This is a genomic window from Streptomyces sp. JLSY215 (assembly GCF_059682825.1).
In genome coordinates, this window is sequence record NZ_CM185022.1 from 635,871 (window position 1) to 650,315 (window position 14,445).

The 14,445-nt window shown below is 71.5% G+C and carries 11 protein-coding genes; 6 read left to right on the top strand and 5 right to left on the bottom strand.

Going from position 1 to position 14,445, the window contains the following annotated elements; all coding sequences use genetic code 11:
- Nucleotides 1-6 precede the first annotated feature (6 nt).
- The 4 genes from AC5677_RS02805 to AC5677_RS02820 form a co-directional block, all read right to left on the bottom strand.
- Nucleotides 7-2,307, bottom strand: a complete 2,301-nt coding sequence (locus AC5677_RS02805) for an ABC transporter ATP-binding protein (RefSeq protein WP_497193391.1) — start codon at nt 2,305-2,307, stop codon at nt 7-9.
- 223 nt (nt 2,308-2,530) lie between these two features.
- A complete protein-coding gene (locus AC5677_RS02810; RefSeq protein ID WP_497193392.1) occupies nt 2,531-2,827 on the bottom strand; it encodes a DUF5132 domain-containing protein in 297 nt (98 codons plus the stop codon).
- A gap of 368 nt (nt 2,828-3,195) precedes the next feature.
- Entirely contained in the window at nt 3,196-4,314 is a 1,119-nt protein-coding gene (locus AC5677_RS02815; protein ID WP_497193393.1) for an alpha/beta fold hydrolase, read from the bottom strand.
- 58 nt (nt 4,315-4,372) lie between these two features.
- A complete protein-coding gene (locus AC5677_RS02820; RefSeq protein ID WP_497193394.1) occupies nt 4,373-6,118 on the bottom strand; it encodes a DUF885 domain-containing protein in 1,746 nt (581 codons plus the stop codon).
- Nucleotides 6,119-6,279: 161 nt separating this feature from the next.
- Between AC5677_RS02820 and AC5677_RS02825 the strand changes: the two genes are divergently transcribed.
- Genes AC5677_RS02825 through AC5677_RS02850 form a run of 6 tightly spaced genes read left to right on the top strand, consistent with a single transcriptional unit; the run spans nt 6,280 to nt 13,695 of the window.
- Nucleotides 6,280-7,881: an ABC transporter substrate-binding protein gene (locus tag AC5677_RS02825; RefSeq protein WP_497193395.1), complete on the top strand. Its 1,602-nt coding sequence runs from the start codon at nt 6,280-6,282 to the stop codon at nt 7,879-7,881.
- Nucleotides 7,882-7,909: 28 nt separating this feature from the next.
- Entirely contained in the window at nt 7,910-8,911 is a 1,002-nt protein-coding gene (locus tag AC5677_RS02830) for an ABC transporter permease (RefSeq protein WP_497193396.1), read from the top strand.
- A 4-nt stretch (nt 8,912-8,915) separates the two neighbouring features.
- Entirely contained in the window at nt 8,916-10,847 is a 1,932-nt protein-coding gene (locus AC5677_RS02835) for a dipeptide/oligopeptide/nickel ABC transporter permease/ATP-binding protein (RefSeq protein ID WP_497193397.1), read from the top strand.
- On the top strand, nt 10,844-11,851 hold the full coding sequence (locus AC5677_RS02840; RefSeq protein WP_497193398.1) for an oligopeptide/dipeptide ABC transporter ATP-binding protein: 1,008 nt from the start codon (nt 10,844-10,846) through the stop codon (nt 11,849-11,851). Before AC5677_RS02835 ends, AC5677_RS02840 begins: the two co-directional genes overlap by 4 nt.
- A 9-nt stretch (nt 11,852-11,860) precedes the next feature.
- Entirely contained in the window at nt 11,861-13,189 is a 1,329-nt protein-coding gene (locus AC5677_RS02845) for an NAD(P)/FAD-dependent oxidoreductase (RefSeq protein WP_497193399.1), read from the top strand.
- A 32-nt stretch (nt 13,190-13,221) separates the two neighbouring features.
- Nucleotides 13,222-13,695 (top strand): OsmC family protein, encoded by a 474-nt coding sequence (locus AC5677_RS02850; protein WP_497193400.1) that lies wholly within the window; start codon nt 13,222-13,224, stop codon nt 13,693-13,695.
- 60 nt (nt 13,696-13,755) lie between these two features.
- Here the strand turns inward: AC5677_RS02850 and AC5677_RS02855 are convergent, their stop codons facing one another.
- Nucleotides 13,756-14,379: a histidine phosphatase family protein gene (locus tag AC5677_RS02855; protein WP_497193401.1), complete on the bottom strand. Its 624-nt coding sequence runs from the start codon at nt 14,377-14,379 to the stop codon at nt 13,756-13,758.
- Between the last annotated feature and the right edge of the window lie 66 nt (nt 14,380-14,445).

The following is a 14,445-nucleotide window of genomic DNA, read 5'->3' on the forward strand; positions in this document are numbered from 1 at the left end:
GGCGACTTATGCGGCCTTCTCGCCGGCCTGAAGGTGCCACAGGGATGCGTACAGCCCCTCGCGCGCGAGCAGGTCGGAGTGGGTACCCTCTTCGGCCACGACTCCGCCCTTGTCCATGACGTAGATCCAGTCGGCCTGACGGATCGTGGACAGGCGGTGCGCGATGATGACCATGGTCCGGTCCGTGGCGAAACTCTTGAGAGTTCGCTGGATGGCCGCCTCGGTTTCGTTGTCGACGGCCGAGGTGGCTTCGTCAAGGATGACGACCGGTGAGTCCTTCAGGATGGCGCGGGCCAGGGCGATGCGCTGTTTCTGGCCGCCGGAGAGTGCGGCGCCGCGCTCTCCGATCATCGTGTCGTACTGCGCCGGCATCGCCTCGATGAAACCGTGTGCCTCGGCCATGCGTGCGGCGTTCATCACGCGGTCGGGCGTGCTGTCGAAGCTGCCATAGGCGATGTTCTCGCCGATCGTGCCGTCGAAGAGGAAGGGTTCCTGGGCGACAAAGCCGACCGCGTTCCGCACGTCCTGGCGCGGCAGCTGACGAAGGTCCTCGCCGTCGAGCAACACCCTGCCGGACTCCGTGTCCTGAAAGCGCATCAGCAGTTTGGCGATGGTCGTCTTCCCGGAACCGGTGGCACCCACGATGCCGGTGACCCGCCCGGGGGCCATGCGCAGGGAGAGGTTTTCCAGGACCGGGGGACGCCCGGGGTAGGCGAAGGTCACCTCGTCGAGGACGATGTCGCCCGTGACCCGGTCCGCGTCGAGCCGGCGGCCGTTGCCGTTGGACTCGACAGGGAGACCGCGCAGACGCTGGACCCGGTCGTAGGCCGCCAGGGTCCGCTGGTACTGGTCGACGGTGCTGCCCAGTCGCGTGAGCCGCCACAGGACCTGCTGCGGCAGGCCGACCAGGGGGCTGAACACCTCGAAGGGAAGGGTGCCGTTGAGCACCGCGCGGCCGCCGAGCAGGAGAGTTCCGGCCATGGAGGCGGTGGTGCACACCCGGATGGTCTCGGTGTGCAGGACGGTGCTCCGGTCGGTCCGGTCGTTGCTGTGGCGGTAGATCTCGCTGAGGCGGTCGATGCGGTCCGCTTCGTAGTCCTCGGCACAGAAGCTCTTGACGGTGGCGCTCGCTTCGAGGTTGTTGACCAGCTGGCTGTGCAGCTTCGCGCGGTTCTCACCGGAGACGGCGTAGTCGGCGGCGACCCGGTCGTGGTAGTGGAACGACAGCCAGGCGACGATCGGCACCGGCAGGAAGGCGATCCAGGCGATCTCGGGGGCCAGGAGGAGGAAGACCGGGACGAGGACGAGGAAGCTGGTGACGAGCTGGATCACCTCGTTCATCGACGTGGCGAGGAAGTTGCCCATCTGCGTGATGTCGTCCGTCAGCGCGCCGGCGATCCGCGTCGTCCGCTCGCCCTCCAACTGCTGCAGTTCCAGGTGCTGTACGTGTGCGTAGGTCGCATTGCGCCAGTCGTGCTGGACGATCTGGCCGAGCTTGCGCCATTCGACGCCCGAACCGTACGAAAGACCCGCCGCGACCAGACAGACCAGGGCGGCCGCACCGGCCAGGAACCACAGCTGGGCCGTCGCACCGGCGATTCCGAGGCCGGCGAGGGCCGCGCTCTCCCCCTTGATGAGCACCAGGGCGATCCAGCCGAGGAAGAGGCCGAGCGCCATTTCGGTGATCTGGCTGACGACGGACAGCAGGGAGGCGACGCAGAATCGGCGTTTGTGCGGGCCGACGATCCGCAGCAGGGGGTGTTGTGAGATCCCGGTGGCGGACGAGGAGTCCCGTTGGGCGGCGGCTCTGTTCCAGGCCCGCCGCAGGACGACGGCCGTTGCCGTCACGACGCCGGCGAGGGCCACGAGCGGCTTGCGCAGCAGAGCGCGGCCGCCCAGGGCGAGGAAGGCCGCCGCGCCGCCGACGAGCGTGACGTTACGGACGGCCTCGCGGCTCGGTGCCGCCGTGGAGGTGCTGGTGGTCGCGCCGGACGGGGCGGCCGCGGGCCGATGGGGCAGGCCGGTCCGTGCGGCGATCAGCGCGATGGCTTTCCGGATGAGCTGTCCGACGTCCGTCGCATTCACCGTCGGGTCGTGCAGGACGAGGATCCGGCCGGTAACAGGATTGGCACGTGCCTCCGTGATGCCGGGGATTTTCCGCAGTGCGGCCGCGAGAAGTTCCGCGATGCGCGGCCGACCGAGCACGAACCCGACATCCCAGCGCTGACGGCCGGGAACAACCGACCGCGCCCGTACATCAGCGTCCGTGGGCCGGCACGCGGATGCGGTACCCACCAGGGATGACATGTGAAAATCTCCTGTTTTCGGCGTGACGCAACCCCCGGGAATTCGGGCGCGACGGAGCCCCGGGAAACGAAGAGGGGTGTGCGTGGAAGTCAAAAATCGCTGAAAGGGGGATGGTCACCCGAGTGTGGGCGCGTCTCTCGGTTAATCGGGAAATCAACTTCCCCTGAAGTCATCAGGGGCGGGATTCGCGCCCACACCGGCGCCGGGCCGACGGATGCGTGGCTCAGTTCGCCTTGCTCGCGGCGGCGGCACGGGGCTTGGCGGAGGTCTTGCTGTCGGTATCGCTTCCGATGGCGCTGCCACCGTCGGTTGCGGGGATCATCTGGGCGGTGACCATTTCGGCGGCCACTTCGGCGGCGAGGTCCTGGATCCCCTCGCCGGCCTCATGGGCGGCCTTCTTGACTTCCAACGCCAGTCCCACGGACGTTTTGACGACCCCCCGCACCAGCGGCTTGATCAGCCTCTTGGCGAGCGGGGCCGCAATGAGTCCGATCAGGAAGGGAGGCACTACAGGCGGCATGGTCTTACATCCCTCTCGTTTTATGTGCGCGGTACGAATGCCCCGGGCCCGGCAGACACCGAAAAAGCGTATGGCTCAGTGGGTGGAATCATTCGACCGACGTCGACCAAAGGAGGAATTCATTCCTCCCGTAATTTACGTTGGTACCACTCGAATCGACGCTACGGAATAGTAGGATTTCCGCGTACCGGAACTTACCACCCACTTCGCACACCATAGCCGAGGCTTGACGGGCGGAGCCAAATAGCTCCAGCCTCTTTCATCCTTTCGGGTACACGGCCCGCCGGGGCGCGTCGAATTCCGGCCAGCATTGCCGTATGGCCGCCCGGGAGCTGCGGAATTCCGCCGCCCGCCGGGAATTCCGGCGGCTACGACGAAGCGGCCCGCCGGCGCGGCTCCAGTTCGCTCAGCAGCGTCCGTACGGTCTCGATGACGAATGCGGGGACCTCGTCGGGGAAGGCATGGCTGGTTCCCTCGGGAGTGTGGACCCGCCTGGCCTTGGTGGACGTCGAAAGGAAGCGTTCCCGGGTGGTGAGGTAGAAGCGCCGTATGCGGGCGGCCTCTTCGGGGTCGTCGGACACGTCGAGCGCCTGCCCGCCCCCCGTGAGATCGCGCGGTGCGACGAGGAGCAGGGGGAGATCCCCGAGGTCGCCGTCGTAGACCATGGTGTGCCATCCGACGTCCGCCATACCGGTCGGCGTGAGCTCGCGGAAGATCGAGGCCGCCGCGGCGTCGGCCCGAGGCCTGGAGCCGACGGCGGGCGGGCTCATGGCGTCCGCGCGGGAGTGGAGGCCGAACAGCTTGCGCACGGCGCGCCGGACGAGGGCGCGGGAACCGGACTGCCGCAGGGCCGGGTTCGGCGGCCCGTAGGTGATGACGTCCGGGGGTGTGGGATCGAGCAGGACGAGGCCCGCGACGAGATCCGGGCGGCGGCGGGCGGCATTGGCGACGAGCAGCCCGCCGAAGGAGTGCCCCACGAACACGAAGGGCCCTTCCTCGCCGGCCCGCTCCAGGGCCGTGAGCAGTTCGGCCGCTTCGGTCGCCGTTGTGCGCGGGAAGGGCCCGGCGTCGCTCCATCCCGAGCCCGGCCGGTCGACCAGGATGGAGCGCGTGTGCTCGCGCAGCATCGTGTGGAGATGGTGCATGGCGTGGCCCGGGGCGTGGCCGCCGGGCATCCACACCACCGTGGGCCGTGTGGCGGACTCGCCCTCGGCGAGGAGATGCATGCGATAGCCCCCGACGTCGACCATCCGACCCGGTGGCGGATTGCCCGCTCCGGCCCGTGCCACATGCACCAGGTGCCGCAGGGAGCCCACGGCCAGCAGCGCGGCGACGCCCAGCAGGAGGCCGCCGGGTACGGACCAGGCGCCGCCGAGAGCGATGCACCAGCCACCCCCCGCGGCGAACGGCAGGGCGAGGGAGAGCCCCGCCCAGTCCCGGCTGATCAGGGCCAGCACCATATGGGCGGCACGCGTACCCGGACGCATCCGTCCCTCCCTCCTCCACACACCATGGCCGGTGCAGCGGCCGGTCCCGGGGCCGCGGTCAGGGCGCCGTCGGCGCGTCGGCAGGGAAATCGTCGCGCGCGGACAGCTCGCGCGCCACGCGGCGGGACAGCGCGGGGAACGGCAGCGTGCCCCCTTCGAGGATCGACTCGTGGAAGGCCCGGACGTCGAAGCGGGCGCCCGCGCGGCTTTCGGCCCGTGCCCGCAGGGCGGTGAACTCGGTGTAGCCGGCGCGGTAGGTCAGCGCCTGGCCGGGGAGGTCGGTCGCATAGCGCAGCAGCTCCGTGGCGATCTGCGTATCGGATTCGGTGGAATGGGCACGCATGAACGCCCTCGCCTCTGCGAGGGTCATCGTGCCGAGATTGAGTCCGGTGTCGACGACGAGGCGTTGCGCGGTGAAGCGTTCGTGGGCGAGGCGTCCGTAGGCGTCCCACGGGTCGTTGTAGAGGCCCATCTCCCAGCCGAGGCCGGCCGCGTACTCCGCCCAGCCCTCGTCGAACGCGCCGAAGGCGGTCAGTTCCCGCCGCAGGTCGGGCAGGGCGTCGTTCTCGGCCTGGCGGGCGAGATGGAAGTGATGGCCGGGGGCCAGTTCGTGGTAGATGAGGGCGGCGGAGCCGAGCAGTGACCGGTTCGCCAGGTCCGAGCCGTTGTAGCGGTACCGTCCGACCGGCTGCCCGGGGGTGGGCTGCTCGTAGTAGCCGAAGGTCATGGACGGCTCCAGCGCCGGGTCGAGGCGGGCCACGCCGTAAGGGGCGCGGGGCAGGGTCGCGAACCAGCGCGGCAGCAGCGGTGTGAGCCGGTCGAGGTGGCTCCGGTAGCGGGCTTCGACCTCCTGGGGTGTGGCGGCGTACAGGCGGGGCTCGGTGGCCAGCCGTTCGTGGAACTCGGCCTCGGGGCCGGAGAAGCCGAGTGCGGTGCGGGCCTCGCGCATCCGGTCGGCGAGTTCGCGGCAGTGCTCCCGGCCGAGTTCGTGGAGCCGTTCCGGTGGGGTGTCGCCGGTGGTGTACGTCCGTACGAAGGACCGGTAGGCCTCTTCGCCGCCGTCGTAATGGGCCCATCCGGCGGTCTGGGGGGCCTGACGGGCGTAGGCGGGGTCGTCGAGGAGGGCGAGGAGGCGGTCGAACGCCGGGTGCAGTTCCGTGGCGACGAGCCGCGGGACGCCGTCGCGCAGTCGGCCGCGGGCGGCCGGGGCGAGGCGGGCGAGCCGGTCGTCGTCGGTCTCGACGTAGCGTGCGGTCAGTGCCCGCAGGCCGGTGAGGGTGGTGCGGACGCCGGCCAGGGCGGGGGTGGGGATGCGGAAGCCGCGGGCCGCTTGTCCGGCCGTTTTGTCGGCGATGGTGGCGACGGAGCGGGCCAGGTCGTGCACGAGCGACAGATAGCGGTCCGCGTCGGTGCCGTCCTCGAAGGTGAAGGGGCGGAAGACCACGTCGCCGTACAGCGGGAGGCGGAAGAGCGTGTACGGCGTGGCGGTCGGCGTCAGCCAGTGGTGGCGGGCGGCTTGCACGTCCTGTTCGGCCAGTTCGGCGAGGAAGCCGGCGGTGTCGGCGTCGGGGCCGGGCAGGCCGTCGGGGACGAGCGCGCGGAGCCGGTCCTGGATGCCCGATGCGAAACGGGCGCGTTCCTCGGTCTCCGCGTGCGACACCCCCGGCAGCGTTTCGACGGGCAGGCCGCGGCGCGTCCGGAGCAGTGGGTCTCTCGTGAGCAAGAAGTCCCAGTAGGCCGCCGCGAGGCGGTGGAGCGTCTTCGCCGCGGGCTCGTCGGCCGGGTCCGGTGCGTGCGTCGCCATGGGGCAAGTGTGGTTGAGGGGCCGGGAGCTGTCACGGGCGCGCGTCGCGAATGGCGGATACCGGCTGTGATCACCCGAACGGACGGTTTGGGCTGCTCGACGGCCGTGGGGCACCGAAGTACCGTGCGGACATGGGCCGTTGTGGTGGCACGATGAGCGCCATGCGCCGTCGCACCCTGTCATCAGCCGCTGCGCGGTCGGCCCTCGTGGCGTCCGCGGCCGCCGCCTCGGTGGCGCTGGCCGGTTGTGACGGGGCCGGTGTCACCTCCTCGACGCGTTCCCCGGTCGTCGTCGGCGGCAGCGTCAGGATCGCCACGTCCTCCGAGACCACGAGCTTCAACCCGTACTCGCAGTTCGGTACGGGCGCGGCCCGCTACGCCTACGACTCGCTGGTCAATGTCTCGCCGAGCGGCGCGCTGGTCTCCGGTCTGGCCACGGCGTGGCGGACGACCGCGACCTCGGCGAAGTTCACCCTGCGCCGGGGCGTGACCTGCTCCGACGGTACGGCGCTGACCGCCTCCGCGGTGGCGCGGTCGCTGACGTACGCGGCCGACCCCCGCAACCGTCTCATCGGCGCTCAGGCGGAGCTGCCCGGCATCCCGTTCACGGCGACGGCCGACGATGCGGCCGGCACGGTGGCGGTGCGGATGGCGTCGCCGTACAGCTTCATCACCCGGACGATCGGCGTGCTGCCCGTCGTCTGTCCCGGCGGGCTGGCGCATCCCCGGTCGCTGGAGAGGGCGACGAGCGGCACCGGCCCGTATGTGCTGAGCGGGTACCGCTCCGGGGGGCCGTATGTGTTCACCGCGCGCAAGGGGTATGTGTGGGGCCCGGGTGGGGCGTCGAACAGTGTGCCGGGACAGCCCTCGAAGATCGTCATTTCGGTGGTGCCGCAGGAGTCCACCGCGGCGAATCTGCTGCTCACCGGCGGGGTGAACATCGCGAAGGTCACCGGGCCGGACCGCGCCCGGCTCACCGGACAGGGCCTGGCCACGGCCGAGGTGCCGACGATGGTGGGGCTGACCTTCTTCAATCAGCGCCACGGCCGTCCGCTCGGCGATCCGGCCGTCCGCCGGGCCCTCGTGGCCGCCCTGGACCGCAAGGGACTGGCCAATGTGGCGGTCGGCGGCAGCGGGACGCCCGCGACGGGCCTGACCGCGACGAACGCCGTCTGCCATGCGGACGTGGCCGCGGCGAGCCTGCCCGCGCACGACGCGGCGCGCAGGCTGCGGGCCGCGGGCTGGCGGAAGGACGCCGACGGCCGGCTGACGAAGGACGGCCGGCCGCTGCGGCTGCGCCTGATCAGCAGTCCCGACCTCGGTTCGACGCTGCCGTCCGTCGCGGAGCTGATGGCCGCGACCTGGACCGCGCTGGGGGTGCGGGTCGAGCTGGTCAGCGAGGGCCTCAATGCGCTGGTGAAGGCGATGTATCAGGACGGCAACTTCGATGTGGTGGTGGGCAGTTCTCCGGGTCCGCCGCTGCCGTCCGAACTCATCCGGTACTTCTCCGGGCCGGCACCGGACAAGGGACTGAACTTCGCGGGGATCGACAACCGGGAGTACCGCCGGCTGGTCGGGCGGGCCCTGCGCCAGGCGGACAAGGACAGCTGCCGGACGTGGAACAGCGCCGCCGCCGCACTGTTCCGCTCGGCGGACGCGCTGCCCATCGCGGACGGAACGAGCGGGGTCTACGGCTTCCGGACGACGTTCGCCGTGGGCTTCGGCGGGCAGATCGTGCCGACCAGCATCCGGCTGCACCGATAACCGCCGTTGCGGACGAGGAGGTTCAGCGATGACGACCGTGTCGGCGACGACGGTGTCCGCGCGGCTCGGTGCCATGGCGCGGCGCCATCCGTGGCCGGTGTTCCTGTGCCGGCGTGCGGTGCGGCTGATCGTCTCGCTGTTCATCGTGGTCACCGGTTCGTTCGCGATGATCCGGCTGATTCCCGGCGATCCGGTCCGGGCCGCGCTGGGCGTGGATGCCGCGCCCGGACTGGTGGCGGCGAAGAGACACGAACTCCATCTGGACGCGGGGCTGGTGACGCAGTTCCGGCTGTACCTGCGCGATCTGGTGCACGGCGATCTGGGGGTGTCGCTGGTGACCGGCGACCCGGTGTCGGACCTGGTCAGCACGCGGCTGCCGGCCACCCTGCAGCTCGCCGTGCTGGCGTTCCTGTGCGTGCTCGTCGTGGCCCTTCCGGGGGGCCTGCTCGCCGGGGTCCTCACCCGCGACGGGCGGCGGCCCCGCGCGGAGCTGGCGTTCACGACCACGACGTCGGTGGTGGCGGGTCTACCGGACTTCGTTCTCGCCGCGGGGCTGACGGCGGGGCTCGCCGTGGGGCTGCGGATGTTCCCGGTTGCGGGTGATGCGGGTGCGGCGTCGTTCGTGCTGCCCGTGCTGGCGCTGGCGCTCGCCCCGGCCGCCGTTCTGCTGCGGATCGTGCGGGTGGAGACGCTGAAGGTCCTGGGCGAGGACTATCTGCGGGCCGCCCGGGGGAAGCGGCTGCCGGCCGCCGCGCTCTATCTGCGCCATGCGGCACCGAACATGCTGACGGCGTCGCTGACGATCGCGGGCAATCTGCTGCCCGCCCTGATCGCCGGGACCGTGCTGGTCGAGAAGGTGTTCGCCTGGCCCGGTATCGGGTCGGCGATCGCGCAGTCCGCCGTCACGCAGGACTATGCCGTGGTGCAGGCGGCGGTGCTGATCCTGGGCTCGGCCGTACTCGTCGCGAACTTCCTGGTCGATGTGGTGCTCGCGCTGCTCGACCCTCGATCGGCCATCCGGGAGAGCTGACGCCATGATGCCTACGCTGCCCCTGCGGGCGACGCGTTCCGCCGCCCGGAAGCGGTCGCGCGCGGCCCGGTCGCGGTGGTCCTCGCCGATGGCGGTCGTCGCGGTGACGATGCTCGTGTCGTTGGCCGTGCTGGCCGTCATCGGGCCCGTGGTCTGGGGGCCGGCGGCGGATCGTCCGGATCCGTCGGCGGTGCTGCAGGGGCCGTCCGCCGCGCATCTGCTGGGCACGGACCACCTCGGCCGCGATCTGCTGGCGCGGGTGCTGGCGGCGACCCGGCTGTCCCTGCTGCTGGCGCTCACCGCGGCGCTGCTCGGCGCGGCGGCGGGGGTCACGCTCGGGGCGCTCACCGCCGTCGTGGGCGGGCGCAGCCGGCGGCTGCTCGGGGCGCTGATCAATCTTCTGCTGGCGTTCCCCGGCCTGCTGGTCGCGATCTTCTGCTCGGTGATCTTCGGTGCGGGGGCCCGCGGCGCGGTGTTCGCGCTGGCCGTCGCCGCCACGCCGGGCTTCGCGCGGATCGCGCAGACGCTCGCCGCCGGCGTCGCCGGTACGGACTTCATGGCGGCGGCGCGCGTCCTGGGCCTGCGCCGCCACCGGCTGCTGATGCGTCATGTCCTGCCCAACATCGCCGAACCGCTGATGCTCAATGCGACGATCTCGGCCGGTGCGATGCTCGTCGCGCTGTCCGGGCTGAGCTTTCTCGGGCTGGGCGTGCAGGCGCCCGCGTACGACTGGGGGCTGCTGCTCAGTCAGGGCCTGAACCGGATCTATGTCGAACCGCTGTCCGCGGTCGCCCCCGGTATCGCCGTCGTCTATGCCGGGCTGGCCTTCCAGCTGCTCGGTGAGGTGCTGGCCGGCGGCGTCGCCCGACGCGCCGGTCCGGCCCGCGCGGACGAGCCGGTGGCCCGGCCGCCCGCCACAACGGACCCGGTGACGGACGACGACGTGCTGCGGGTCGAGGACCTGGAGGTGGTCATCCCCACGGCGGACGGGGTGATCCGCCCGGTCCGCGGTGTCACGCTCGCCCTGCGGCGCGCCGAGATCGTGGGTCTGGTCGGCGAATCCGGATCCGGCAAATCGCTGACGGCGCTGGCGCTCGCCGACCTGCTGCCGGCACGGGCGCAGGCGACCTGGCGGACCCACCGCTTCCTCGGCACGGACGTCGCGGCCCTGTCCCGGCGGGCTCGGCAGCAACACCTCGCGACCGGCATGGCAATGATCTTCCAGAATCCGGCCTCGTCGCTCAATCCCGCGCTGCGCATCGGCACCCAGGTCACCGAGGCGGTCCGGGCGCACCGCGGGGTGCGCCGGGCGGCGGCCGTCGAGCAGGCCGTGGCGAACCTCCAGCGCGTCGCCCTGCCCGGTGCGCGCCGGCTGCTGCGGTCCCGTCCGTTCCAGTTGTCCGGCGGGCAGCGGCAGCGGGTGATGATCGCGACGGCGCTGATGATGCGGCCGGAGGTGATCATCGCGGACGAGCCGACGACGGCGCTCGACGTCACGGTGCAGCGGGGCATCGTGGAGCTGCTGGCCGGAATCCGGCGCGAGGCCGGGACCGCGATCCTGTTCATCAGCCATGACGTGGCGCTCGTCGCGCGGCTGTGTGACCGGGTCCTGGTCATGTACGGCGGGCGGGTCGTCGAGAATCTGCCGGCCGCACGCCTCGCCGGCGGCGCCCGCCATCCGTACACGCGCGCGCTGGTGGAGTCGGTGCCGGATATGACCGTGGACCGGAACCGCCCGCTGCGCACGGCGGATGCCGGGCCGTCCGGGTCCCTGGGCGACGACACGGGCTGCCCGTTCCACGGGCGGTGCGCCCACCGGCGGGAGCGGTGCACGACGGAGGACCCGGCCTTGTCGCCGCTCGCCGCCGATCATCAGGTGGCGTGCTGGTATCCGGTGGCGGCGGGTTCGTCGCGGGAGGAGGCGGAGACGTCATGACGGGGCTGACGCTGGACGAGGTCACGGTCCGGCACGAGGGGCCGGGGGGCGGGGTCACGGCCGTGGACCGGGTGTCGCTGGAGGTGCCCGAGGGCGCCACCGTCGGCCTGGTGGGCGAGTCCGGTTCGGGGAAGTCGAGTCTGGCGCGGGCGGTCGTGGGGCTGTCCCGGCTGTCCGGCGGGCGCGTGCTGGTCGGCGGGCGTGAGGTGCGCAGCCGTACGGTCGGCGACCGGCGACGGCTGGGGCAACAGGTCCAGATGGTGTTCCAGGACCCGGATACGGCGCTCGACCCGAGGATGACGGTGCGTCAGACGCTGGCCGAGGCGGCGGGCGCATTCCGCAGGCTCGACGGGCGCGCCCGTGAGCAACGCATCGCCGGTCTGCTGGATCTGGTCGGTCTCGACCCACGGCTCGGGGACCGGATGCCGCGGGAGCTGTCCGGCGGCCAGCGTCAGCGGGTGGCCCTCGCCCGTGCGCTCGCCGTCGACCCCGGCATCCTGATCGCGGACGAAATCACCTCGGCGCTCGATGTGTCGGTGCAGGCGGCGGTCCTGACGATGGTTCGCGATCTGCAGCGCCGGCTGGGCCTGTCGATGCTGTTCATCAGCCACAACCTTGCCGCGGTCCGCTATGTGTCGGACGTCATCGCGGTGATGTACCTGGGCCGGATCGTCGAGGCGGCCCCGGCCGAGCGTTTGCTGGCCGATCCCCAGCATCCTTATACGCGGGCGCTGCTCGCTTCCGTACCGAGTCTGCACGGGCCGCTGCCGACGGAGGAAACGCGGCTCTTGGGGGAGGTGCCCGATCCCTCGGCGCCGCCCGGGGGGTGCCGGTTCCATCCGCGCTGCCCGGTCGGGCCGAACCGGCATCCCGAGCGGACGGTCTGCGCCGAGCGGGATCCGCAGCCGGGCTCCGGCGGGCGGCCGCACCTGGCGGCGTGCCACTTCCCGTCGGGTGCCGGATCCGCACCCCGGCCTCCGGCGACGACACCGAACGGGCGGTGATCCGCGGCGATGACGATGCGGGAGACGGACCGCGGGCCGGCCGGCGCGGACGCGGTCGTCGTCGGGGCCGGCGTGATCGGTGCCGCCGTCGCGTTCGAGCTGGCGCGCGGCGGGCGACGGGTGGTCGTCGTCGACAAATCCGGCGGCGCCGGGCACGGATCGACCGGCGCGTCGAGCGCGGTCATCCGTTTCAACTACTCCACCTGGGACGGCGTCGCCACGGCCTGGGAGGCGCGTCACCACTGGGAGAACTGGGCGTCGCATCCGGGCGGCCGCGGCGGTCCCGTGGCGGCGTTCCGGCGGACCGGTGCGGTACTGCTGGACGCGCCGGATGCCGGGACGGCGGCGGTGGCCGCCCTGTTCGACCGGGTCGGCGTGCCCTACGAACGATGGGACGCCGCGACGCTGCGCAGCCGGGTGCCCGGGATCGATGCGGGCCGGTACGGGCCGCCGAAGCCGGTGCACGACGACGCGTTCTTCGCGGAGCCCTCCGGCGAACTCGGCGGCCTCTTCACACCGGACGCCGGTTTCGTCGATGATCCGCAGCTCGCGGCGCAGAATCTCGCGGACGCGGCGGCCGGTCTCGGGGCGCGGTTCCTGTTCCGCCGCACCGTCGTCGGCGTCGACCGGTGCGGGGAGCGGGTGTCGGGCGTCCGGCTCGCCGACGGGGCCCGGATCGCGGCGCCGGTGGTGGTGAACGCGGCGGGTCCGTGGTCGGGCGCGTTCAACCGGATGGCCGGTGTCGGGGGCGAGTTCACGGTCGGGGTGCGGCCGCTGCGGCAGGAGGTCCATCAGGTGGCGGCGCCCCGCGGATACGGCGCCGGGGACGCCTTCGGGCCGGTTCTCGCCGATCTCGACCTCGGCATCTATGTCCGTCCCGCCCCTGGGGGAAAGCTCCTGGTCGGCGGCACCGAACCCGCCTGCGACCCGCTGGAGTGGATCGAGGATCCGGACCTGTCCAGCCCCTACCCGACGCCCGGACGGTTCGCGGCCCAGGTGACGCGGGCGGCGCGGCGGTTCCCGCGGCTCACCGTTCCCAACCATCCCACCGGCATCGCCGGCGTCTACGACACGGCCGACGACTGGACGCCGATCTACGACCGCACCGACCTCGACGGCTTCTATGTCGCGATGGGCACGAGCGGCAATCAGTTCAAGAACGCTCCCCTGGTGGGCCGTTTCCTCGCCGCCCTGATCGACCGCGTGGAGGCCGGCCACGACCACGACCGCTCCCCCGTCCGCTACACGGGCGACCACACGGGCAACGTCATCAGCCTCGGCGCCTTCTCCCGCAAGCGCCCCGCGGACGGAGGTTCGTCCCGGTCCGTCATGGGGTGAGGCGTGGGGAGCGCCCTCCCTATGCTGGCCGCATGACGGACACCCACACCTATGACGTAGTGGTCGAATGGACCGGCAACCTCGGCTCGGGAACGGAGGATTACCGTTCCTTCAGCCGTGCCCATGAAGTCCTGGCGCCTGGCAAAACACCGATCGCCGCCTCCTCCGATCCGGCCTTTCGCGGCGACCCGGCCCGCTGGAACCCCGAGGAACTGCTGGTGGCCGCCGTCGCCCAGTGCCACATGCTCTGGTACCTCCACCTGTGCGCGGTGGGCGGGGTGAGCGTTGTCGACTACGAGGACCGGGCCCATGGGGTGATGACCATGGACGCGAGCGGCGGTGGCGGCCGGATCACCGAGGTCACGCTGCGTCCCGAAGTGACCGTCGCCGACGCCTCGATGAGGGACAAGGCGCGGGCGCTGCACGGCGAAGTGCACGCGGTGTGCTTCATCGCCCGCTCGGTGAACTTCCCCATCCGCCATGAGCCGGTGATCCACGTTCAGTAGTCGGCCGGGTTCTGTCCCGTTGGTCGTCGTCGGGCCGGGATGAGGACGGCCGGACGGGCTTCAGATGCGCAGCTCGGGGGGAAAGCCGGTCCAGCGCAGCTCGTCGGGCAGATGCCGCATGTCGTTCGAGATGAGGGGGGCGGCGGATCGGCCGGGTGCGTAGCGGATGACCGTGAGTGCCGCATTGCCGTGGTTGAGGCCGAGCCAACGCCACTTCGGCGCATGCATGGCATCCCGGACGAGCCAGGCGACGAGGAAGTTGTGGGTGACGACCAGTTCGTGCCGGTCCTCTTCGCCGTCCACCGGCCCGGTGAACAGATCCAGCGCCCGGCGGGCCAGCGCGGGCCCGTGCTTCCGCTCCTCGTCGGTGGCACCGGCGAGGAAGCTGAGGTAGAAGTCCGCGGATTCGGCCGGAAGCTCGTCCTCTTCCGGAACGTACGGCACATAGTCACCGGCGACTTCCGAGCAGTGCAGGGGGACGTTCTGCAGTTGCTCGCCGATCAGGCGTGCGGTCTGCTCCGCCCGCGGCAGCGGACCGTGGTGAACGGCTGAGAACGGCACGTCACGGAGGCGTTGGCCGAGCAGTACGGCTTGCCGCTGACCGGCCTCCGTCAGCTCGCTCTCGTCAGGCGATGCCTCGCCGTGCCGGACAAGATAGAGGTAACGGGTGGCCGTGCCGGTCATCTCAAGCTCCTCTGTGCCCACTAGCGATCTTGTACATCCATGGACGCTGCCTCCTTGAGTGCCGGT